Raw genomic sequence first — 21,020 nt, forward strand, 5'->3', positions numbered from 1 at the left:
GGCCAAATGTGACCGCCATCATATTAAAAGGCGTTGTTTATTTGAAAATGAATTCATGAGTTCATCCATGAGAGCATTTTATTCGCTGCCGCTTAATCGGAACTCACCTTGTTTTGCCGGCTGGAGAGAGTTGCCAGCCGCACTCTAAAGATGCTGGACACGCTTCTGAACTGATGAGGATGCTATGGGAAACACAACAATACAAACGCAGAGTTTTCGTGCGATAGATGTCGGCCAAAGTAAGCGCTATATTATTCCATTCGCCCTGCTGTGCTCGCTATTTTTCCTGTGGGCCGTTGCCAATAATTTAAATGACATTTTGCTGCCGCAATTCCAGCAGGCTTTTACCTTAACTAATTTTCAGGCCGGGCTGATTCAATCAGCATTTTATTTTGGCTACTTCGTCATTCCCGTTCCCGCCGGGATCCTGATGAAAAAGCTCAGCTATAAAGCCGGGATAATTACCGGGCTATTCCTTTACGCACTCGGCGCCGCCTTATTCTGGCCAGCTGCGGAAATAATGAATTACACTTTATTCCTGATTGGCCTTTTTATTATTGCCGCCGGTCTGGGATGTCTTGAAACCGCCGCCAACCCTTTCGTTACGGTCCTTGGCCCGGAAAGCGGCGGTCATTTCCGCCTCAACCTGGCACAAACCTTTAACTCCTTTGGCGCCATTATTGCCGTCGTCTTTGGGCAAAGTCTTATTTTGTCTAACGTGCCGCATCAATCTCAGGAAGTGCTCGATAAAATGGCGCCCGAGCAGCTCAGCGCCTATAAGCACAGCCTGGTGTTATCGGTTCAGACGCCGTATATGATTATCGTGGCGATCGTGCTGCTGGTTGCCGTGCTGATCGCGCTGACAAAGTTCCCTTCTCTGCAAAGCGACGACCACGGAGATAGCGCCCAGAGCTCCTTGACCGCCTCCTTCTCCAGGCTGGTGCGCATTCGCCACTGGCGCTGGGCGGTTCTGGCGCAGTTCTGCTACGTTGGCGCGCAAACGGCCTGCTGGAGCTATTTGATTCGCTATGCTATCGAAGAGATCCCCGGCATGACGCCCGGCTTCGCCGCGAACTACCTGACCGGCACTATGGTCTGCTTCTTCATCGGCCGCTTTAGCGGCACCTGGCTCATCAGCCGCTTTGCCCCGCATAAAGTGCTCGCCGCCTACGCCCTGCTGTCGATGGCGCTGTGCCTGATTTCCGCGCTCAGCGGCGGGCATATCGGCCTGCTGGCGCTAACCCTGTGCAGCGCGTTTATGTCGATTCAGTACCCCACCATTTTCTCTCTGGGGATCAAAAATCTGGGGCAGGACACTAAATACGGTTCGTCGTTTATCGTCATGACCATTATCGGCGGCGGGATCGTCACGCCGGTCATGGGATTTGTCAGCGATGCGGCGGGCAATATTCCGACCGCCGAACTGGTCCCGACGCTGTGCTTCGCCATCATCTTTATTTTTGCCCGTTTCCGTTCACAAACGGCAACAAACTGAACATTTTCCGAATAACGTGAGGAGTCTGGAATGAAAAAAATCAGCTTACCGAAAATAGGCATTCGCCCGGTCATTGACGGACGTCGCATGGGCGTACGCGAATCGCTGGAAGAGCAAACCATGAATATGGCGCAGGCCACCGCCGCGCTGATCGGCGAGAAGCTTCGCCACGCCTGCGGCGCGCAGATCGAGTGCGTCATTGCGGATACCTGCATCGCCGGTATGGCGGAGTCGGCGGCCTGCGAAGAGAAATTTAGTCACCACAACGTCGGCGTGACCATTACCGTCACCCCCTGCTGGTGCTACGGCAGCGAAACCATCGATATGGACCCGATGCGCCCGAAAGCCATCTGGGGCTTCAACGGCACCGAGCGTCCGGGAGCGGTCTATCTCGCCGCCGCGCTGGCCGCCCACAGCCAGAAGGGCATTCCGGCCTTCTCGATCTATGGTCACGACGTTCAGGACGCGGACGACAGCTCGATCCCTGCGGACGTCGAAGAAAAGCTGCTGCGCTTCGCCCGCGCCGGGCTGGCGGTTGCCGCCATGAAGGGCAAAAGCTACCTCTCCGTCGGCGGCGTATCCATGGGGATTGCCGGCTCCATCGTCGATCATAACTTCTTCGAATCCTGGCTAGGCATGAAGGTGCAGGCGGTCGATATGACCGAGCTGCGTCGGCGCATCGACCAGAAAATCTATGATGAGGTGGAGCTGGAAATGGCGCTGGCGTGGGCGGATAAAAACTTCCGCTACGGTGAGGATCAGAACGCCAGGCAGTACAAACGCAATGCGGAGCAGAGCCGGGCCGTCCTGAAAGAGAGCCTGCTGATGGCGATCTGTATCCGCGACATGATGCAGGGCAACGCGAAGCTGGCGGAGAAGGGCCTGGTAGAAGAGTCGCTGGGCTATAACGCCATTGCCGCCGGTTTTCAGGGCCAGCGCCACTGGACCGATCAATACCCGAACGGCGATACCGCCGAAGCGCTGCTGAACAGCTCGTTTGACTGGCACGGGGTGCGCGAGCCGCTGGTTGTCGCGACCGAAAATGACAGCCTCAACGGGGTGGCAATGCTGCTGGGCCATCAGCTCACCGGCACCGCCCAGGTATTTGCCGACGTCCGGACCTACTGGTCGCCGGATGCGGTCGAACGGGTGACGGGCCAGCCGCTTACCGGGCTGGCGGAACACGGCATTATCCACCTGATCAACTCTGGTTCCGCGGCGCTGGACGGCTCCTGTAAACAGCGCGATGCCGAGGGCAATCCGACCATGAAACCGCACTGGGAAATCTCGCAGCAGGAGGCCGACGCCTGCCTCGCGGCCACCGAGTGGTGCCCGGCGATCCACGAGTATTTCCGCGGCGGCGGCTTCTCCTCGCGCTTCCTCACCGAAGGCGGCGTCCCCTTTACCATGACCCGGGTGAACATCATTAAAGGCCTCGGGCCGGTCCTGCAAATCGCCGAAGGCTGGAGCGTCGAGCTGCCGAAAGAGATGCACGACCAGCTGGACGCTCGCACCAACTCCACCTGGCCAACCACCTGGTTTGCGCCGCGTCTGACCGGCAAGGGCCCGTTCTCCGACGTCTATTCGGTGATGGCGAACTGGGGGGCAAACCACGGCGTGCTGACCATTGGCCACGTCGGCGCGGACTTTATCACCCTCGCCTCCATGCTGCGTATTCCGGTCTGCATGCATAACGTGGAAGAGGCGAAAATCTATCGCCCTTCAACCTGGTCTGCGCACGGTATGGATACTGAAGGTCAGGACTACCGCGCCTGCCAGAACTATGGCCCGCTGTACAAACGTTAATACGTTTCCGCCCTTTCATCGCGAAAGGGCTTTTTTTGTTTCAGGAGCAATGATGAAACAAGACGTTATTCTGGTCCTCGACTGCGGGGCAACCAACGTCCGGGCCATCGCTGTCGATCGGCAGGGGAAGATTGTCGCCCGCGCATCGACCCCCAACGCCAGCGATGCCGCTGCGGAAAACGGCGCCTGGCACCAGTGGTCTCTGGAAGCGATCCTGCAGCGCTTCGCCAGCTGCTGTCAGACGCTCGCGGCGGAGCTCGCCGCCTGCCGCATTCGCGGTATTACGGTCACCACCTTTGGCGTGGACGGCGCGCTGGTCGATGAGCGCGGCGCCCTGCTCTACCCGACGATCAGCTGGAAATGCCCGCGCACCGCGGCGGTGATGCGCGACATCGGTCGAATAATGCCGGCGCAGCGGCTGCAGGAAATCTCCGGCGTCGGGGCCTTCAGCTTCAATACCTTATATAAGCTGGTGTGGCTGAAAGAGAACCACCCGCAGCTGCTGGAAAAGGCGCATGCCTGGCTGTTTATCTCATCGCTTATCAACCACCGCTTAACCGGCGAATTCACCACCGATATCACTATGGCGGGTACCGGCCAGATGCTGGATATTCACCGGCGGGAGTTTAGCCCCGAGATCCTGCAGGCCGCGGGGATCCCGCGCCGGCTGTTCCCTACGCTGGTGGAAGCGGGAGAGAAGATCGGCACCCTCCAGCCCGATGCCGCCGCGCTGCTGCAGCTCCCCGCGGGGATACCGGTATTCTCCGCCGGGCACGATACGCAGTTTGCGCTGTTTGGCGCCGGAGCGCAGCAGAATGAACCGGTACTCTCGTCCGGCACCTGGGAAATTCTGATGGTGCGCAGCGCCGAGGTTAACACCCCGCTGCTGAGTCAGTACCCCGGCTCAACCTGCGAGCTGGACAGCCAGCCCGGACTGACCAACCCCGGGATGCAGTGGCTGGCGTCCGGCGTGCTGGAGTGGGTGCGCCAGCTGCTATGGACGCCGGAGACGCCGTGGCAAACGCTGATTGAGGAAGCGCGCCTCATTCCCGCCGGAGCCGAAGGCGTGAAGATGCAGTGCGATCTGCTGGCCTGTCAAGACGCAGGCTGGCAGGGCGTAACGCTGAATACCACCCGCGCGCACTTTTATCGCGCCGCGCTGGAGGGCTTGACCGCCCAGCTGCAGAGCCACCTGCGCACCCTGGAGAAAATCGGCGGCTTTAAGGCCAGCGAACTTCTGCTGGTGGGCGGCGGTAGCCGCAACGCGCTGTGGAATCAAATAAAAGCCAACGCGCTCGATATGCCGGTTAAGGTTCTGGACGACGCTGAAACGACCGTTGCCGGCGCGGCGATGTACGGCTGGTTTGGCGCGGGCGAGTTTGCCAGCCCGGAGCAGGCCAGAGCCGAGGTGCGCTACCAGTACCGCTACTTTTATCCACAAACCGAACCTGAACTGATAGATGAGGTATGACATGCTAAAAACGATCTCGCCACTCATCTCCCCCGAGCTGCTTAAGATCCTGGCCGAGATGGGCCACGGGGATGAAATTATTTTTTCCGACGCCCACTTCCCGGCCCACAGTATGGGGCCGCAGGTCATTCGCGCCGACGGCCTGCAGGTCAGCGACCTCCTGCAGGCGATCGCGCCGCTGTTTGAACTCGACGGCTACGCGCCGCCGCTGGTGATGATGGCGGCGGTGGCGGGCGACGCGCTCGATCCCGGCGTTGAGCAACGCTATCGCGATGCGCTCTCCCGGGAGTCGCCCTGTCCGGAAATCACCCGCATCGATCGCTTTGCGTTCTACGAGCGGGCGCAAAAAGCCTTTGCGATCGTTATCACAGGGGAGCGCGCGAAGTACGGGAATATTCTTTTAAAAAAAGGAGTAACGCCGTAATCTCATGCCGGAGCGCCCGCCTGATGCGGGCGTTTATTGACTGACAGGGTGAGAGAAAATGAAAGCGGCACGCCAGCAGGCGATCATAGACCTGCTGATCAACCATAGCAGCCTGACGACTGAAGCCCTATCGCTGCAGCTCGCGGTCAGTAAAGAGACGATTCGTCGCGACCTCAGCGAACTGCAGTCGCAGGGCAAAGTGCTGCGTAACCACGGACGCGTCAAGATCATCCACCGGCAGAGCCAGGACAGCGGCGATCCGTTTCATATCCGCCTCAAAAGCCACTATGCTCACAAAGCCGATATCGCCCGCGAGGCCCTTGCCTGGATAGAAGAAGGGATGGTTATCGCCCTCGATGCCAGCTCCACCTGCTGGTATCTGGCCCGTCAGCTCCCCGACGTCAACCTTCGCGTGTTTACCAACAGCCAGCCCATCTGCCAGGAGCTCAGCAAGCGCGAGCACATCCAGCTCACCTGCTCGGGCGGCACCCTGCAGCGTAAATACGGCTGCTACGTGAGCGCTTCGCTTATCCCGCAGCTCAGGTCCCTGGAGATCGATCTGTTCGTTTTTTCCTGCGAAGGCATCGATAGCAACGGCGCGCTTTGGGATTCAAATACGGTTAACGCCGAGTTCAAATCCCTGCTGCTCAAGCGCGCGGCGCAGTCTTTACTGCTGATCGATAAGAGTAAGTTTAATCGCTCGGGCGAGGCCAGCATTGGCCATCTCGATGACGTGACGCACATCATTTCTGATGAGCCCATCGCGGCGAAATAGCCGGCAGGAGAAGGGAGAAGAGAGCCCGGATAACGGCGCCGCTATCCGGGATACGACGACAAATTAGCGTTCGTCGCGACGACCGCCAACCGCAGCCCACAGGCGGCGAATATGAACGGTCACTTCTTCGCGATCGTGATACAGCTGGCGCGCCTGAATCTGCGCGTTAATGCCGTGCTCATCCAGCTGCTCCTGGATGTAGGCCAGATTGCGCGACAGCTCTTCATAGCGCTTTTTCATCGGCAGCTTCAGGTTGAAGATAGTCTCGCGGCACCAGCCGTTGACCAGCCACTGCGCCATCAGCGCCGCAACCTTAGCCGGTTTTTCCACCATGTCGCACACCATCCACGAGATGTTGTTACGGGTCGGACGGTAGCGGAAGCCGTCTTCGCGCAGCCAGGTCACCTGCCCGGTATCCATCAGGCTCTGCGCCATCGGGCCGTTATCGACCGACGAAACCCACATGTTGCGTTTCACCAGCTGATAGGTCCAGCCGCCGGGACAGGCGCCAAGATCCACCGCATACATGCCGTTGCCCAGGCGCTCGTCCCACTCATCGGCCGGGATAAAGACGTGGAACGCCTCCTCCAGCTTAAGCGTAGAGCGGCTCGGCGCATCGGCAGGGAATTTAAGCCGCGGGATCCCCATATAGAACGGAGAGTTGTTGTTGGAGTAAGAGTAGCCGGTATAGCAGCAGCCCGGGGCGATAAAGAACACGTGCACCACCGGACGCTTCGACGTTTCGTAGCTGGTCAGCACGCCCGCTTCACGCAGGGCCGCGCGCAGCGGAACCGTAAACTTACGGCAGAACTTCATCAGCTCTTTGCTTTCATTGGTATCGGCAACTTCCACCCGCAGGTCGCCGCCCTTCTCCACTACGCCCTGCAGCATGCCGACAATCGGCGTGATGCGATCTTCCGGCGGCAGGTCGCGAAGCAGCTCGCCCACCACAAACATCTGGCGGGCAAAAACCAGCGAGCTGAACGGCAGCTCGCGCGCCAGCTTGTCGCCATCTTCCATCTGATAGCATTCAAAAACCACGTACCCGGCGTTATCTTTAACGCGGGCAAAACCAAACACCTCAAGGCGGGATGCCTTATCGGTAATTTCTGCTGCGCACTCCTTCTCAAACCCGGGGCGACAATAGAGGACAACCTTATTCATGAACAACGCCCTTACGTTTCAGACGAATTGCACCAATTAACATTAAGACCCAGCCGGCGAGGAAGCTGACGCCCCCCACCGGCGTAACGAACGCCCACAGGCGTAAATGCGACAGCGCCAGGCAGTAAAGGCTGCCGCTGAATAAAACGGTACCCAGCGCCATAAAGACGCTGCTCCAGTAAAACCAGATGCTGATGCGGCGCTGCATCGCCACCGCCAGGCCAAAAATGGCCAGCGTATGGAAGGCCTGGTACTCAAGGCCGGTATGGATCCAGCCCATTTCCGCAACGCCCAGCGACCGGCTTAACACGTGCGCGCCGAAGGCGCCCAGAGCAACAAAGATAAAACCGCTTATCGCGGCGAATATCAGCATAAAACGGCTGGTCATGTTATTACCCTACAATCATTTATTGTTCGTAACGAAAGCGAAATTTTTCTTGTTCACTCGCCGCTTTCGCCAGTATCCACTGCCGGAAGGCGGCTATTTTACCCAGTTCAGCCTGACTGTCATGACAAACCAGATAAAAGGCATTTTTACTGACCAGAACATCATTAAACGGACAGACCAGGCGGCCGGCCTCGATTTCGGACTGGGACATCACGTTATTGGCGAGCGCGACCCCCTGCCCGTGAATTGCCGCCTGCAGCACCATTGCGCTGTGGCTGAAAATCGGCCCCTGCTGGACGTTAATATGGCTTAGACCCAGCTGGCGGGTATAAGTTTGCCAGTCGCGACGGGAAGCATCGTGTAATAGCGTATGTTGCGCCAGATCCGCAGGCGTTTTCAACGCTTTGTCGCCGGTCAGCAGCACCGGGGAGCAAACCGGCAGCAAATACTCGGCGTACAATTTTTCGACGCGCAGTCCCGGCCAGTTGCCGCGACCGTAGAAAATCGCCACGTCAACGTCATCCGCCAGCTTATCCTCCTGACGGTCCACCGCCTGGATTCTGACGTCGATTCCCGGATAAGCTGAGTTAAAGCTTGAAAGGCGCGGGACCAGCCACTGAATCGCAAAACTGGGCAACAGGCTGACCGTTAACGCCCCTTTTGCGCTACGCGCCTGCAGTTTACGCGTCGCTTCCGTCAGCTGCGAAAAAATATCTTTAATATCCTGAAAATAGCTCTGACCTTCTTCCGTCAGCAGCAGCGATCGATTGCGCCGCCGAAACAGCTTCAGCCCAAGAAAGTCCTCTAGTGACTTGATTTGGTGACTTACTGCGGCCTGGGTCACAAAAAGCTCATCGGCTGCGCGAGTGAAGCTTAAATGACGTGCGGCTGCATCAAAAACACGTAATGCATTCAGAGGTGGTAATCGCTTTGACATGGTTATTCTGGCTTAGATGTTAAGGCAATTTAACAAACAGGAAACAACAGTTAACCTATTAGTTTTTTTTATCTGAGACATTATAATTTGTCCGTTGAGGTTCTACCAGCAAATACCTATAGTGGCCGCACTTCCTGAGCCGGAACGAAGAGCTTTTTTTGGAATGCGTGTTCCAACAAGCTTTTGGCTTACGGTTGTGATGTTGTGTTGTTGTGTTTGCAATTGGTCTGTCTTTGCGGACCACGGTGGCTAAGCTACCCCCTTTTCACTTCCTGTACATTTACCCTGTCTGTCCATAGTGATTTAATGTAGCACCGCAATGCGCGGTGCTTTTTTTTGCCCTGAATTTCCCCTCTCTTCCTTATCCCGTGCTTGTCAGCCTTGCCCTGACGGATAAATTGCGCGACGATCGTCGTATTGCAACGAGGAGTTCCATGAACGCATTCAATCCCGCTCAGTTTCGCGCGCAGTTTCCTGCTCTGGCCGATGCCGGCGTTTACCTTGATAGCGCGGCGACGGCGCTAAAGCCGCTGGCCGCCATTGATGCCAGCGATCGGTTCTATCGCCTCAGCGCCGGCAACGTGCACCGCAGCCAGTTTGCCGCCGCCCGGCGTCTGACCGAACGTTATGAAGACGCCCGCGAGCGCGTCGCGGCGCTGCTAAACGCGCCGTCTGGCAAAGATATCGTCTGGACCAGCGGCACCACCGAGGCCATTAACATGGTGGCGCAAAGCTACGTTCGCCCGCGCCTGCGGCCCGGCGACGAAATCATCGTCAGCGAAGCGGAGCATCACGCCAATCTGGTTCCCTGGCTGATGGTGGCGGAGCAGACCGGCGCCCGGGTGGTGAAGCTGCCCATCGGCGCCGATCGCCTGCCTGACGTCGCGAGCCTGCCCTCCCTTATTACGCCGCGTAGCCGGGTGCTGGCCATTGGCCAGATGTCGAACGTAACCGGCGGCTGCCCGGACCTGGCGCTGGCGATCCGCCTCGCGCATGAAGCCGGAATGGTGGTGATGGTCGATGGCGCGCAGGGCGCGGTGCATTTCCCGGCCGACGTTCAGGCGCTGGATATCGACTTTTACGCCTTCTCAGGCCATAAGCTGTACGGCCCGACGGGGATTGGCGCGTTGTACGGTAAAAGCGAGCTGCTGAACGCCATGTCGCCGTGGCTCGGCGGCGGTAAAATGATTACCGAAGTCACGTTCGAGGGTTTTAAAACCCAGCCCGTGCCCTATCGACTGGAAGCCGGCACGCCAAACGTCGCCGGGGTCATTGGTCTGAGCGCGACGCTGGAGTGGCTGCAGGAGACGGATATCGCCCAGGCCGAAAGCTGGAGCCGCAGCCTGGCGACGCTGGCTGAAGACGAGCTGACCAAGCGTCCGGGCTTTCGCTCCTTCCGCTGTCAGAGCTCAAGCCTGCTGGCATTTGATTTCGCCGGCGTTCACCACAGCGATATGGTGACGCTGCTGGCGGAGTCCGGCATCGCGCTTCGCGCCGGGCAGCACTGCGCCCAGCCGCTGCTGGCGGCGCTTGGCGTCAGCGGAACCCTGCGCGCCTCGTTTGCGCCTTATAATACCCAGGATGATGTTTACGCGCTGGTGCATGCCGTTGACCGCGCTCTGGAAATTTTGGTGGACTAATGACGACTCCCGATCCGCAGAACCATCCGTTTGGCACCGCCATCACTGAAGCGACGCTGCGGCAAACCTTCGTCCCGCTGAGCCAGTGGGAAGATAAGTACCGCCAGCTGATCCTGTTAGGCAAAAAGCTGCCGCCGCTGGCGGACGAGGCGAAAGCCCGCACGACGGAGATTGCCGGCTGTGAAAACCGCGTCTGGCTGGGGCATACCCTGCGCGACGGTCGGCTGCATTTCTTCGGCGACAGCGAGGGGCGGATCGTTCGCGGCCTGCTGGCCGTGCTGCTGACCGCCGTTGAGGGGAAAAGCGCCGCCGAGCTGCTGGACCACGATCCGCTGGCGCTGTTCGATGAGCTGGGGCTGCGTGCGCAGCTGAGCGCCTCTCGCGGCCAGGGACTCGCCGCGCTGGGCGCAGCGGTGCTCGCCGCGGCCCGCGAGGCTTAATCTGGAATAAGAACGGCGCTTAGCCCTGACGCCCGGCTTTCGCCAGCATCTTCTTCAGCGCATGGGATACGGCGACAAAGCCAAAGGTGGCGGTAACCATCGTTGCCGCCCCAAAGCCCGACGCGCAGTCCATCCGCTTAGGTCCTTCCGCGCTGCTTTTCATGGCGCATACGCTGCCGTCAGCCTGCGGATAAACCAGCGCCTCGGTCGAGAACACGCAGTCGATGCCGAGCTTACCCTTACTATTTTTCACCACCCCGAACTGGCCCTTCAGGCGCTCGCGCAGCTTCGCCGCCAGCGGGTCCTGGATGGTTTTCGCCAGGTCAGCCACCTGAATCTGCGTTGGGTCAATTTGCCCGCCCGCGCCGCCGGTGGTCACCAGCGGCACCTTATAGCGGCGGCAGTACGCAATTAACGCCGCCTTTGGCCGCACGCTATCTATAGCATCAATCACGTAGCTGAAGCCCGCGCCCATATATTCGGCCACATTTTCCGGCGTCACAAAGTCATCAATTACCGTAACCTGACATTCAGGGTTGATCAGCCGGATACGCTCCGCCATTACCTCGGCTTTCGCCAGCCCGACGTTGCCGCCCAGCGCATGAATCTGCCGGTTGGTGTTGGTGACGCAGACGTCGTCCATATCGATAAGGGTAATGGTGCCGATCCCGGTTCTTGCCAGCGCCTCCGCAGCCCAGGAGCCGACGCCGCCGATGCCCACGACGCAGACATGCGCGTCGGCAAAGCACTGCAGCGCTTTTTCACCATATAAACGCGCCGTACCGCCGAAACGCTGGCGCCAGGCGTCGCTAATTACAACAGACATAAAACCTCAGAATAAAATGGCCGCTTCCCCGACACGCCCATGCCGCCGGGGAAGCGGAAACAAGAGCGTTAGCCGCTAAAGACGTTGCCAGCACCCGGCGCGTTTTTCAGCACCCAGACGCGACCATAGTGGTTATACCAGCCCGCACGATGCCCGGCATCCGCGCCGATACCTTGATAGATATCGAAGTGCTGGCCTTTAATCGCGCCGCCGACGTCCAGGGCAACCATCAGACGCAGCTCATACTGACCGTTAAACTTGCCTTTATTATCCAGCAGCGGTACTTCCGCCAGCAGGGTGGTACCCGGCGGGATAATGCTGCGGTCAGAGGCGACCGACGCGCGGCCAATCAACGGCACCGCGCTGGCGCCTTTCACCGGGGCGAAGGATTGCGGTTTAAAGAAGACAAAAGAAGGGTTCTCTTCGAGCAGCGCACGAACTTCAGCTTCGCTATGGGTTTCCCCCCATTCGCGGATCGCCTGCATCGACATATCTTCTTTCTTCACTTCGCCGCGATCGATAAGCACCTTGCCGATGCTGCGATACGACCAGCCGTTCTTCCCGGCATAGCTAAAGAAGTTCAGCGGCGAGCCGTCGCCAAAATCGATATAGCCGCTGCCCTGGACATCCATAATGAAGTTGTCCATCAGCGAATTGCTGTAGGCCAGGATATAGCTGTCGCTCAGCCCACCGGCGTAGATGCTGGCGCGAGACGGAAGCTTGCCGCGCTTCGGCGGCATGCGATAAATGGGGTACTGGAACTCACCCTGACGGGTGTGGCGCGCCTGCACCACCGGGGTGTAGTAGCCGGTAAACTGAACGTTGCCGTAGCTATCGGCGCCCTGCATCTGCCAGGCGTCAATCCCGTACTGGCTCAGCGTGCGGGTATCGCCACCGGCGCTTAGCCACTGCTGCAGGGAGTTATAGACGTTGCTCTGGCTATTATAGAGGCGCGGAGAGGCGCTGCGGATCTGCCTGACCTGTTCGGAGAAGTCGCCAGCGTTAATCGGCGTGCCGACCGCATCAGGCTGGTTAACCAGTGAAAACGGCTGGGTAAGCTTTCCTTCATTATACTGCTGACCGCGATCGGTCGGTTTCGAGGAACAGCCGGCGAGCATCGCCAGCATTGCTCCGGTTGCAACATACTTTGCCCAACATCCTTTCATGGTATCTCTTCTTTTGCTGCTTAGTACCGGTTGGTGATGAGGGAAGATAACAAACCGCCAGGGCTATTGAAATGCGATAAAGCAGCACAAATACAAAATCGGCTAAAAAACGCGCTAAAAACGGTTCTTTCTACATCATTCATTACAAAATTATCGATTTAGCTGAAAAAGGGTTGCATCAAAACGTTAGCAGAGTATAGTGCGCATCCACGGACGCGGGGTGGAGCAGCCTGGTAGCTCGTCGGGCTCATAACCCGAAGGTCGTCGGTTCAAATCCGGCCCCCGCAACCAATTAAAATCAGAGAAGTAAGCTTTACTCGATGGAAGAGTAAAGACGGACGCGGGGTGGAGCAGCCTGGTAGCTCGTCGGGCTCATAACCCGAAGGTCGTCGGTTCAAATCCGGCCCCCGCAACCAATTAAAATCTGATGCAAAGTTTACTCGATGAAGAGTAAAGACGGACGCGGGGTGGAGCAGCCTGGTAGCTCGTCGGGCTCATAACCCGAAGGTCGTCGGTTCAAATCCGGCCCCCGCAACCAACACAATAAACACCCTTCCGGGTGTTTTTTTGTTTCTGCGCTTCCTTGCGCACGCGCCTAATGCTGCGGCAGGACGATATTGCTGGCAGCCAGCTGGCCCATGTCGCGATACATGGCGCAGGCGGCCTCAACAATCGGCATCGCCAGCGCCGCGCCGCTGCCTTCACCTAAACGCATCCCCATATTCAGATACGGCTCCATCTCCAGATGCGCCAGCGCAATCCGCGCGCCCTTCTCCGCCGAATAGTGCGACGGGATCAGGTACGGCTTAATTTCCGGCGCTAACCGGCACGCCGCCAGCGCCGCGGAGTATGAGAGAAAGCCGTCCAGCAGCACCGGCAATCCGCAGGATGCCGCCCCGAGCATCACGCCGGCCATTCCCACCAGATCGAAACCGCCAATTTTTGCCAGCACGTCGATTCCGTCGTGCGGATCAGGCCGGTTGACGGCAATCGCCCGCCGCACCACCGCCACCTTATTGCCCACCTTTGCCAGCGGCAGGTTGGCCCCAATCCCCACCACCTCTTCGGCATCGCTGCCGCTCAGCACGCTAACGATCGCCGCCGCGGGGGTCGTGTTAGCCATTCCCAGCTCTCCGACGCCAAACAGCGTCACGCCGCTTTCCGCCAGCTTGCGGGTATAGCGAATCACCTCCAGCAGCAGCTCTGCGGCCTGGGTACGGCTCATCGCCGGGCCGCTGGCGATATTACCGCAGCCGCGCGCAACCCGCATATTCACCACGCCGGGAACCGGTTCGGCGTCAATGCCCACGTCAATCACGTGAACTTTCGCGCCCGCCTGCGCCGCCAGCACGCAGACGCCGGTAGTCCCGCGCGTCATATTTTCCGCCTGAATGGCGGTGACCGCCTTCGGCGAGATGGCGACGCCTTCGTCCCAGACGCCGTGATCGGCGCACATGACCAGTATCGCTTTCTTGTCGACGTGCGGTACGCCGTTAAGCCCCGGCATCCCCGCCAGCTGTACCGCCAGCGCTTCCAGGCGGCCAAGACTGCCGGGCGGCTTCAGCAGGCCATCAATATGCCGCCGGGCACCCGCCATCGCCGCCTCATCCACAGGGGGAATGGCGCGCAGTATTGAAGATAAATTCTGCATAAGAGTTCTCGTGGTAGTGGCCGGCTCACAGCAGAGCCAGCAGGAAGATCAGTTCGCCAAGTTCAATCGCCGCTCCCAGCGTATCGCCGGTTTGCCCACCGAGGGTTCGCTTTAAGAGCTGACCGAGAATGAAAATCGCCGCCGCGGTAGCCGCCAGCGCCGCCACTCCGCGCATGCCCGGCAACAGCACGGCGGCCAGAATGACCGCTAAACCCAGGGTTACGCAGGTTTGTCGCCCGCTCACCTTACCGATGAACAGGTTGCCCAGCCCCTCTTCCCGGGCATAGCGATGGCGGTACATCAGCAGCACGCTGGTCCCCCGCCCTACCGCGCAGGCTGCCGCCAGCGCCGCCAGCATCGGCGTTCCGCGCAATGCCAGTTCGCTGACCACCAGCACCTTCGCCAGCAGCACAAAAATCAGCGCCAGCCCGCCGTGAGTCCCTAGCCGGCTGTCGCGCATAATTTCCAGCATGCGTTCGCGGCGTCGGGCGGAAAACACCCCATCGCAGGTATCGGCCAGCCCGTCGAGGTGGAAGCCGCCGGTCAGCAGCGCCAGCGCCAGCACGGCAAACAGCGCCGCCAGCGGGATCCCGCACCAGGCCTGAAGCGCAATAAATACCGCGCCGCTCAGCAGCCCCAGCAGCGCGCCGACCAGCGGAAAAGTGACAATCCCGCGGACGTACTGCTCAATATCCAGCCCCTGCGACCAGCGCGCGGGCACCGGCAGGCGGCTAATAAAAGAGAGCGTTGCGCAGAATAATTTGATCATTTAATTTTGACTCCAATACCTGATACCACCAGCCAGACCTCATCCGCCGCGGCCGCAAGACGCTGGTTAACTCGTCCGGCAATATCGCGAAAATGGCGCGCGAGACGATTTTCCGGCACGATCCCCATCCCGACTTCATTGGTGACCAGCACTACCGTCGCCGGGCAGCGTTGACAGGCCGCAATCAGCGCGCGGATCTCGTCGTCGATCATCCGCTCCATCGCCGCGTAGTCCCAGCCGTCGGGGTCGGCATCGCCGCCGATCGCAAACAGCAGGTTGGTCACCATCGTGGTGATACACTCCAGCAAAATAGCTTCCGCAGGATCGTTGTGCGGCGTAATCAGCTCATCAAGCTGCTGCCAGCGCTCGGCTGTGCGCCAGTGCGCCGGCCTGCCGTCGCGATGGTGCTGGATCCTCGCGGCCATCTCCTCATCAAAAATCTGCGAGGTGGCGATATATAAAACCTGCGGTGAGCCGGCGATCAGCGCTTCGGCGTGACGGCTTTTGCCGCTGCGCGCGCCGCCGGTGACCAGAATCAGCATGATGGCTCCTGATGCTGCTGCATAATGTGGTAAATTTTTTCAATATCAATATGTTGGCGCATTGCGTCGGCCAGAATATCGAACTGCTGTGATTTATACCGCGCGTAGTGGAGCGTGGTATCCAGCGCCTCCAGGCCTTTACGTTGACGCAGGCCGTTGACCAGCGCGCGGGTGAAATCATCGCTGTCGAACAGGCCGTGCAGGTAGGTACCAAACGCCAGCCCGTCGTCCGTCGTCGCCCCGTCCGCCACCGGCCGCCCCTCTTTTTCCAGCTGCACCAGAGGCTGGCAATCGCCTTGCCGGGTCGTTTCACCCATATGAATTTCATAGCCGCGCACGCGTAGAGCGGAAGCGCCCGCCAGCCAGCCAGGGAGCGCGGCCGCCATCGTCGCCTCAACCAGCGTCGTGGTTTTATGGCGGGCAAACTGCGTCACGGTATTGAGCAGCCCCAGGCCGGGCAACCTTCCCAGGCCGGACTCCACTTCATCGATGATGGTCTCGCCAAGCATCTGGTAGCCGCCGCAGATCCCCAGCACCGGTATCCCCTGCTGATGCGCCTGCAGCACGCCCTGCTCCATCCCGCTTTCGCGCAGCCACTGCAGATCGCCCAGCGTATTTTTGCTGCCGGGCAGAATCACCAGATCGCTCGCCGTCAAATCCTGGGGATAACGAACGTAGCGCACGCGGACGTCCGGCTGCGCCGCCAGCGCGTTGAAATCGGTAAAGTTGGAAGTATGCGGCAGCTGAACGACCGCAATGTCGATCTCCCGCTTCGCGGTGCTCAGATATTTCCCTTTCTGCAACGCCACGCTATCTTCATCTTCCAGATCGACCTCCAGCCACGGCATCACCCCCAGCACGGGAACGCCGGTCAAAGCTTCAATCTGTTCGATTCCCGAGTACAGCAGCGCCGCATCGCCGCGGAATTTATTGATGATCACCCCTTTCACCCTGGCGCGCTCCTGCTCCTCAAGCAGCGCCAGCGTTCCGTAGATTGCGGCGAACACGCCGCCTCTGTCGATGTCGGCGACGAGGATCACCGGACACTGCGCCATCTCCGCCATGCCCATATTGACGATATCGCGATCGCGCAGGTTGATCTCCGCCGGGCTGCCGGCGCCCTCCAGCACCAGCACGTCATACTCCTGCGCCAGGCTGCGATAGACCGCCAGGATCTGCTCGCGCAGGCGCGGCTTATATTCGTGGTAGCTCACCGCGTCCATATCCGTCGCGACCTGCCCCATCAGCACCACCTGCGCTTTACGGTCGCTGGTGGGCTTCAGGAGTATTGGGTTCATGCGCACATCCGGGACAATACCCGCCGCTTCGGCCTGAAATATCTGCGCCCGCCCCATCTCTTTGCCGTCCGGCGTGATGCCGGAGTTCAGCGCCATATTCTGCGATTTAAACGGCGCGGTACGCAGGCCATCCTGATAAAAAATTCTGCACAGCCCCGCCACCAGCACGCTTTTACCCACGTCGGATGCCGTACCTTGCAACATGATTGCCTGCGTCATAAGGCCTCCTTTATCGCGTTCTGTCGCATTCGTATGAAAAACTCATCTTCTGTTTTACACAGCGGCAGCCCTAGCCGGGCATGCAGCTTCACCAGCCACGGCTGGGTTAACCCGGCCTCGGCAATCAGCTCCGTACGGGAAAAAACGGCCCCCGGCTCATCGTACGCCAGCACTTCCCCGCGGCGCAGAACATACACGACATCGCTCACTTCATAAATCAGATCGATATCGTGGCTGGAGATCACCACATGGTTTCCCTGGGCGACGATCCGCTTAATGATGGCGATCATCTGCGTCCGCCCGGCGGGATCGAGGCCCGCCGTAGGCTCATCCAGCAGAAGATAGCGCGCCTGCAGCACCAGGGCTCCGGCAATCGCCACCCGCTTTTTCTGCCCGTGGCTCAGGCACTGAATCGGCTGATGGCGAAAATGCCGGGCATCGACCAGCGTGAGCGCATCGTCCACGCGCCGGGCAATCTCGGCTTCCGCCACGCCTAAATTACGCAGGCTAAAGGCGATGTCGCTATCGATATCGGTATAGAAAATTTGCTGTTCCGGATCCTGAAAAACGGTGGCGACCTGCTGGCGCAGCGCCAGCAACGCCCGCTTGCTATACTCCAGCGGCTTTCCTTGCCACAACACCGCCCCTTTTTGCGGCCGCAGCAGGCCGCTCAGGTTCATAAACAACGTCGATTTTCCGCAGCCGTTCGCGCCCACCAGGCCGGTCACGGAATGTTGGGAAAAATCCAGCGTCAGCCCCTTGAGTACCTGTTCATCCTGATAACGGAACCAGAGATCTGTCGTGGCAAGCATGCTTTTCCTTAGAGGTGAAAATCACCCTGATACAATTTTATATCCAGCGTGGCGCTCATTTGCTGATAGCGAATGAGCACGCGGGTAAACAGCAACCCGACCAGCATTGCCAGCGAGCGATAGCCCTGCGGCAGGCTACGGTAGCCAAAGCGCAGCGTCTGCGCGCGATGAATGGCCAGCGCCTCATCAAACAAAATAAAAATAAAGCGCCAGGTCAGCAGGATTTGCTCGGTCAGCAGCCGCGGTACCCGCGCCCGCTTAAGCAGCACAATCAGCTGGGGAAACGGTAGGTTCAGCACCAGCCACAGCGTTGACGCCAGCGCGGCGAGGCTGCGCCAGAAGGTTTCATTGGCGGTGTTCAGCCCGGAGGCGGCGATCCCCAGCCAGTAGTCTCCCAGCGGCAGGCTCACCAGCAGGGTCTGCGGATCGCGGCTTACGCTGAACAAAATCGTCACGACCCCTACGGCTAAAAAGCCAAACGGCAGGGCAATCCAGCGGCACCAGCGCCAGAAGGAGACCCGCAGCAGCCGGCAGGTCAGCCCGGCGATAAGCAGCAGTTCAATACCCTGTCCCAGCGGAGGCAGGGTAAAGGCCAGCACCATCATAATAAGCCAAAACAAGAACTTACGTTCAGGCGCAACGTGGAACCAGCGGCTTTGATAGCTTAACCTGTCAAACCCGGTCATCACGGCGCTGTCTGCCTTTGCTATAGCCTAAAATGTAGAAAATGACCGCCGCGCCCAGCGACCCCTGCAGCGTAAACAGCAGGCTTTCAATTTCACCGCTTGCCGGCTCATACAGCGGCTGGAACCAGGGCTCATAGTGCGGAGCGACAACCTGAATCTGGCTCTCGGCCTCGCCGTCCGAGCCGCCGAACTCGCCGCCATGATCGATAAAGAACGGCAGGATCACCAGCGCAACCACCATCGCCAACAGTATCAGCATCTTTTTCATTTTAATGTCCTTGTGCGGTAATCAGCTGACGTTTGGTCAACTGGTCGTAGATCATCACGGTTAACAGCCCTTCGGCGATGGCGATCGGGATCTGCGTCAGGCAGAAGATCCCCATGAACTTGACGATCGAGCCAGTCGCGCCCGTGGCGGGGTCCGGGAACGCCACCCCCAGCTGGACCGAGGTGACAAAATAGGTCACCAGATCCGCCAGCATGGCGCAAAGAAAGACGCAGACGTCGCGACGGAACCCGGCGCGGCAGGCCAGCTTCCACACCAGGTAGCCGACGACCGGCCCAATCACCGCCATCGACATACCGTTAGCGCCCAGCGTCGTCAGCCCGCCGTGCGCCAGAAGAAGCGCCTGGAACAGCAGGACGATAGCCCCAAGGATCGCCACCACGCCCGGCCCAAAGAGAATCACCGCCAGGCCAACGCCGGTCGGATGCGAGCAGCTGCCGGTCACCGACGGAATTTTTAGCGCTGACAGAACGAAAATAAACGCGCCGCACAGGGCCAGCAGCACCTTCTGATTATGGTCCTGCTGGACGATACGGCGCAGGCGCACCAGCCCGTACCACAGGCAGGGTAAAAACAGCAGCCACCACGCCAGCGCCCACATCGGCGGCAGGAAACCCTCCATAATGTGCATCGCGAACGCCTTCTCAGGGACAATCATCAGCAATAGCGCCGCAGCCAGTCCGCTGAAAGACAGCTGTTTTAGCTGTTGTTCAAGTTTCATTCCGCATACTCCCACTGTTTGTTGACCAAAATGGTCGAGAAATAAGGCAGCGGCTGGTCGTCGCTCACGTCGCTCAGGCGGCGCCAGCACCGTTCGCCCGGCAGCGTGGCCTCGGACATCATCAGCGCCGAATCCAGCAGGCCGGTCCCGATCAGCAGCGCTTTGATTTGCGCAAAGCGGCCGTATACCTTCATCAATACCAGGCTATCGTGCTGCCGTAGCGCCCGCTCAATCTCCGCTTCCGGCGCGGTGCAGGAGACAACGGCCAGCGACTGCTGCTCCATAGCCAGCGGCGTTTGCGAACGGGCGGCGATGGCGGCAAATGAGGTTACGCCGGGAACAATTTCCAGCCATTCCCGACTGCCGATTCGCTGGAGCAGGAAGACCCAGGTGCTAAACAGCATGGCGTCGCCAAGGGTAATAAATCCGACCTGCTTACCCGCCTCGACTTCCTGAACCAGGGCGGCGGCTACGTCGTTCCAGACGGACTCTTTCTCAGCGCTGTCGGCGCTCATGGGGAAATGGCAGCAGCGCACTTCGGTTTGTTCGCCGAGGTATTCCCGGACGATCGACAGCGCAAGGCTGTCTCCGCCTTTGCGCCCGGCCGGGGCGTAGAGGATATCCAGCTTGCCGAGAATGCGCGACGCGCGAACGGTGATCAGATCGGCAGCTCCCGGCCCGGTGCTCAAGGCGTACAGTTTGCCGCTCATGCCGCCTCCTCCATCGCCAGATTCAGCGCCTGCTGCAGGTGGGCGACGAACATCGCGCGCACCGCCGGGTTTTCTCCCAACCCGCTAAGCCACGGCGTGGCCGGAATACCGGCGGCATTGAACCGCGTTTTCCACGAGTCCTCTTCGTCAGAAGCCATGTCGTTGATGGCATGATCGCCAGCCACCAGCATCAGGGGCATCAGATGCACGGCGGTGACCCCCTCCTGGCGCAGGCTTTCAATAAGGACATCGACTTCCGGATAGCTCTCCACCGCGCCAACCCGGGCCGGAAAGCGCTGCGCCGTCATCATATGGTCGAGACAGGCGTAGGCGGCGAAGGCGTGATGGCTGGCGCCGTGGCCCATAAACACCACCTTTTCACTCGCCGCCAGCTTCGGCATCTGCTGGAGCAGCGCCGGCATCAGCTGCGCATAATCGCGGTGGCTACTCAACAGCGGCGTCCCCAGCGTCAGGCGGGCAAACAGCGGGCGCATGCTCTGTACCTCGCGAACAACTTTTTCGTATTCATCGCCGTTGATAATGTGCAGCGACTGAACCGCCACATCCTGATAGCCCTGCTCGGCCAGCCTCTGTAGCGCCTGCAGCGGCGTATCAATCTCGATCGCGTCGCGCTGCCTGAGCTTGCGGATAATCATCCCTGAGGTGAAAGCACGAAACGGAGTGCGGTCGGGGCAGCTGGCCGCCAGATCCCGCTCGCAGGCGACAATATTTTTTTCGCAGGTATCGTGATAGCTGGTGCCAAAACTGACCACCAGAAGCGCTTTTTTCATTTC

At 59.5% G+C, this 21,020-nt stretch carries 22 protein-coding genes and 3 tRNA genes; 10 read left to right on the forward strand and 15 right to left on the reverse strand.

Annotated elements, in window-relative coordinates; genetic code table 11:
- Positions 1-184 precede the first annotated feature (184 nt).
- The 5 genes from fucP to fucR are packed head-to-tail and all read left to right on the forward strand — an operon-like array spanning position 185 to position 5,971.
- Positions 185-1,495 (forward strand): L-fucose:H+ symporter permease, encoded by a 1,311-nt coding sequence (gene fucP, locus GO007_RS09150; RefSeq protein WP_095098707.1) that lies wholly within the window; start codon positions 185-187, stop codon positions 1,493-1,495.
- Between the two features lie 30 nt (positions 1,496-1,525).
- Complete coding sequence (fucI, locus tag GO007_RS09155) at positions 1,526-3,301, forward strand: L-fucose isomerase (protein WP_095098710.1); 1,776 nt, start codon at positions 1,526-1,528, stop codon at positions 3,299-3,301.
- Positions 3,302-3,353: 52 nt separating this feature from the next.
- Positions 3,354-4,772: an L-fuculokinase gene (gene fucK, locus GO007_RS09160; protein ID WP_095098713.1), complete on the forward strand. Its 1,419-nt coding sequence runs from the start codon at positions 3,354-3,356 to the stop codon at positions 4,770-4,772.
- 1 nt (position 4,773) lies between these two features.
- On the forward strand, positions 4,774-5,196 hold the full coding sequence (fucU, locus tag GO007_RS09165) for an L-fucose mutarotase (protein WP_095098716.1): 423 nt from the start codon (positions 4,774-4,776) through the stop codon (positions 5,194-5,196).
- 58 nt (positions 5,197-5,254) lie between these two features.
- Positions 5,255-5,971 carry an L-fucose operon activator gene (fucR, locus tag GO007_RS09170; protein ID WP_095098719.1) on the forward strand — a complete coding sequence of 239 codons (717 nt, stop codon included), beginning with the start codon at positions 5,255-5,257 and terminating at the stop codon, positions 5,969-5,971.
- Between the two features lie 63 nt (positions 5,972-6,034).
- On the opposite strand, the gene rlmM is transcribed toward fucR, so the two are convergent.
- Genes rlmM through gcvA form a run of 3 tightly spaced genes read right to left on the reverse strand, consistent with a single transcriptional unit; the run spans position 6,035 to position 8,460 of the window.
- A complete protein-coding gene (rlmM, locus tag GO007_RS09175) occupies positions 6,035-7,135 on the reverse strand; it encodes a 23S rRNA (cytidine(2498)-2'-O)-methyltransferase RlmM (protein WP_095098722.1) in 1,101 nt (366 codons plus the stop codon).
- Positions 7,128-7,523: a DUF423 domain-containing protein gene (locus GO007_RS09180; RefSeq protein ID WP_041147011.1), complete on the reverse strand. Its 396-nt coding sequence runs from the start codon at positions 7,521-7,523 to the stop codon at positions 7,128-7,130. Before GO007_RS09180 ends, rlmM begins: the two co-directional genes overlap by 8 nt.
- 19 nt (positions 7,524-7,542) lie before the next feature.
- Positions 7,543-8,460 carry a glycine cleavage system transcriptional regulator GcvA gene (gcvA, locus tag GO007_RS09185; protein ID WP_041147012.1) on the reverse strand — a complete coding sequence of 306 codons (918 nt, stop codon included), beginning with the start codon at positions 8,458-8,460 and terminating at the stop codon, positions 7,543-7,545.
- A 434-nt stretch (positions 8,461-8,894) separates the two neighbouring features.
- Here gcvA and csdA point away from each other — a divergent pair, with 434 nt between their 5' ends.
- Complete coding sequence (gene csdA, locus GO007_RS09190; protein WP_095098725.1) at positions 8,895-10,100, forward strand: cysteine desulfurase CsdA; 1,206 nt, start codon at positions 8,895-8,897, stop codon at positions 10,098-10,100.
- On the forward strand, positions 10,100-10,540 hold the full coding sequence (gene csdE, locus GO007_RS09195) for a cysteine desulfurase sulfur acceptor subunit CsdE (RefSeq protein ID WP_095098728.1): 441 nt from the start codon (positions 10,100-10,102) through the stop codon (positions 10,538-10,540). The genes csdA and csdE overlap by 1 nt, the downstream gene beginning before the upstream one ends.
- Before the next feature lie 19 nt (positions 10,541-10,559).
- Here the strand turns inward: csdE and tcdA are convergent, their stop codons facing one another.
- Together tcdA and mltA are read right to left on the reverse strand one after the other, a co-directional pair.
- Complete coding sequence (tcdA, locus tag GO007_RS09200) at positions 10,560-11,366, reverse strand: tRNA cyclic N6-threonylcarbamoyladenosine(37) synthase TcdA (protein WP_095098731.1); 807 nt, start codon at positions 11,364-11,366, stop codon at positions 10,560-10,562.
- Between the two features lie 68 nt (positions 11,367-11,434).
- Positions 11,435-12,532: a murein transglycosylase A gene (gene mltA, locus GO007_RS09205; RefSeq protein ID WP_095098734.1), complete on the reverse strand. Its 1,098-nt coding sequence runs from the start codon at positions 12,530-12,532 to the stop codon at positions 11,435-11,437.
- A 214-nt stretch (positions 12,533-12,746) separates the two neighbouring features.
- Here mltA and GO007_RS09210 point away from each other — a divergent pair.
- From GO007_RS09210 to GO007_RS09220, 3 genes are all read left to right on the forward strand, one after another.
- Positions 12,747-12,823: transfer RNA gene (locus tag GO007_RS09210), tRNA-Met, on the forward strand.
- A gap of 48 nt (positions 12,824-12,871) precedes the next feature.
- Positions 12,872-12,948: transfer RNA gene (locus tag GO007_RS09215), tRNA-Met, on the forward strand.
- 45 nt (positions 12,949-12,993) lie between these two features.
- Positions 12,994-13,070: transfer RNA gene (locus GO007_RS09220), tRNA-Met, on the forward strand.
- Between the two features lie 57 nt (positions 13,071-13,127).
- On the opposite strand, the gene cobT is transcribed toward GO007_RS09220, so the two are convergent.
- The 10 genes from cobT to cbiK are packed head-to-tail and all read right to left on the reverse strand — an operon-like array spanning position 13,128 to position 21,017.
- Positions 13,128-14,183 carry a nicotinate-nucleotide--dimethylbenzimidazole phosphoribosyltransferase gene (gene cobT / locus GO007_RS09225; RefSeq protein ID WP_095098737.1) on the reverse strand — a complete coding sequence of 352 codons (1,056 nt, stop codon included), beginning with the start codon at positions 14,181-14,183 and terminating at the stop codon, positions 13,128-13,130.
- Between the two features lie 25 nt (positions 14,184-14,208).
- Complete coding sequence (gene cobS, locus GO007_RS09230; RefSeq protein WP_095098740.1) at positions 14,209-14,952, reverse strand: adenosylcobinamide-GDP ribazoletransferase; 744 nt, start codon at positions 14,950-14,952, stop codon at positions 14,209-14,211.
- Positions 14,949-15,494: a bifunctional adenosylcobinamide kinase/adenosylcobinamide-phosphate guanylyltransferase gene (gene cobU, locus GO007_RS09235; RefSeq protein WP_095098744.1), complete on the reverse strand. Its 546-nt coding sequence runs from the start codon at positions 15,492-15,494 to the stop codon at positions 14,949-14,951. The genes cobS and cobU overlap by 4 nt, the downstream gene beginning before the upstream one ends.
- On the reverse strand, positions 15,488-17,011 hold the full coding sequence (locus GO007_RS09240; protein ID WP_095098747.1) for a cobyric acid synthase: 1,524 nt from the start codon (positions 17,009-17,011) through the stop codon (positions 15,488-15,490). The genes cobU and GO007_RS09240 overlap by 7 nt, the downstream gene beginning before the upstream one ends.
- Positions 17,008-17,823, reverse strand: coding sequence for an energy-coupling factor ABC transporter ATP-binding protein (locus GO007_RS09245; protein WP_095098750.1), 816 nt, complete (start codon positions 17,821-17,823; stop codon positions 17,008-17,010). The genes GO007_RS09240 and GO007_RS09245 overlap by 4 nt, the downstream gene beginning before the upstream one ends.
- Before the next feature lie 8 nt (positions 17,824-17,831).
- Positions 17,832-18,509, reverse strand: coding sequence for an energy-coupling factor ABC transporter transmembrane protein (locus GO007_RS09250; RefSeq protein WP_095098753.1), 678 nt, complete (start codon positions 18,507-18,509; stop codon positions 17,832-17,834).
- Positions 18,496-18,777, reverse strand: coding sequence for an energy-coupling factor ABC transporter substrate-binding protein (locus GO007_RS09255; RefSeq protein ID WP_095098756.1), 282 nt, complete (start codon positions 18,775-18,777; stop codon positions 18,496-18,498). Before GO007_RS09255 ends, GO007_RS09250 begins: the two co-directional genes overlap by 14 nt.
- A 1-nt stretch (position 18,778) precedes the next feature.
- Complete coding sequence (cbiM, locus tag GO007_RS09260) at positions 18,779-19,516, reverse strand: cobalt ECF transporter S component CbiM (protein WP_095098759.1); 738 nt, start codon at positions 19,514-19,516, stop codon at positions 18,779-18,781.
- Positions 19,513-20,226, reverse strand: a complete 714-nt coding sequence (locus GO007_RS09265; RefSeq protein ID WP_095098761.1) for a cobalt-factor II C(20)-methyltransferase — start codon at positions 20,224-20,226, stop codon at positions 19,513-19,515. Before GO007_RS09265 ends, cbiM begins: the two co-directional genes overlap by 4 nt.
- Positions 20,223-21,017 carry a sirohydrochlorin cobaltochelatase gene (gene cbiK / locus GO007_RS09270; RefSeq protein ID WP_095098763.1) on the reverse strand — a complete coding sequence of 265 codons (795 nt, stop codon included), beginning with the start codon at positions 21,015-21,017 and terminating at the stop codon, positions 20,223-20,225. Before cbiK ends, GO007_RS09265 begins: the two co-directional genes overlap by 4 nt.
- Positions 21,018-21,020: the final 3 nt, after the last annotated feature.

The organism is Klebsiella sp. 10-1 (assembly GCF_009758445.1).
GTDB lineage: Bacteria > Pseudomonadota > Gammaproteobacteria > Enterobacterales > Enterobacteriaceae > Klebsiella > Klebsiella scottii.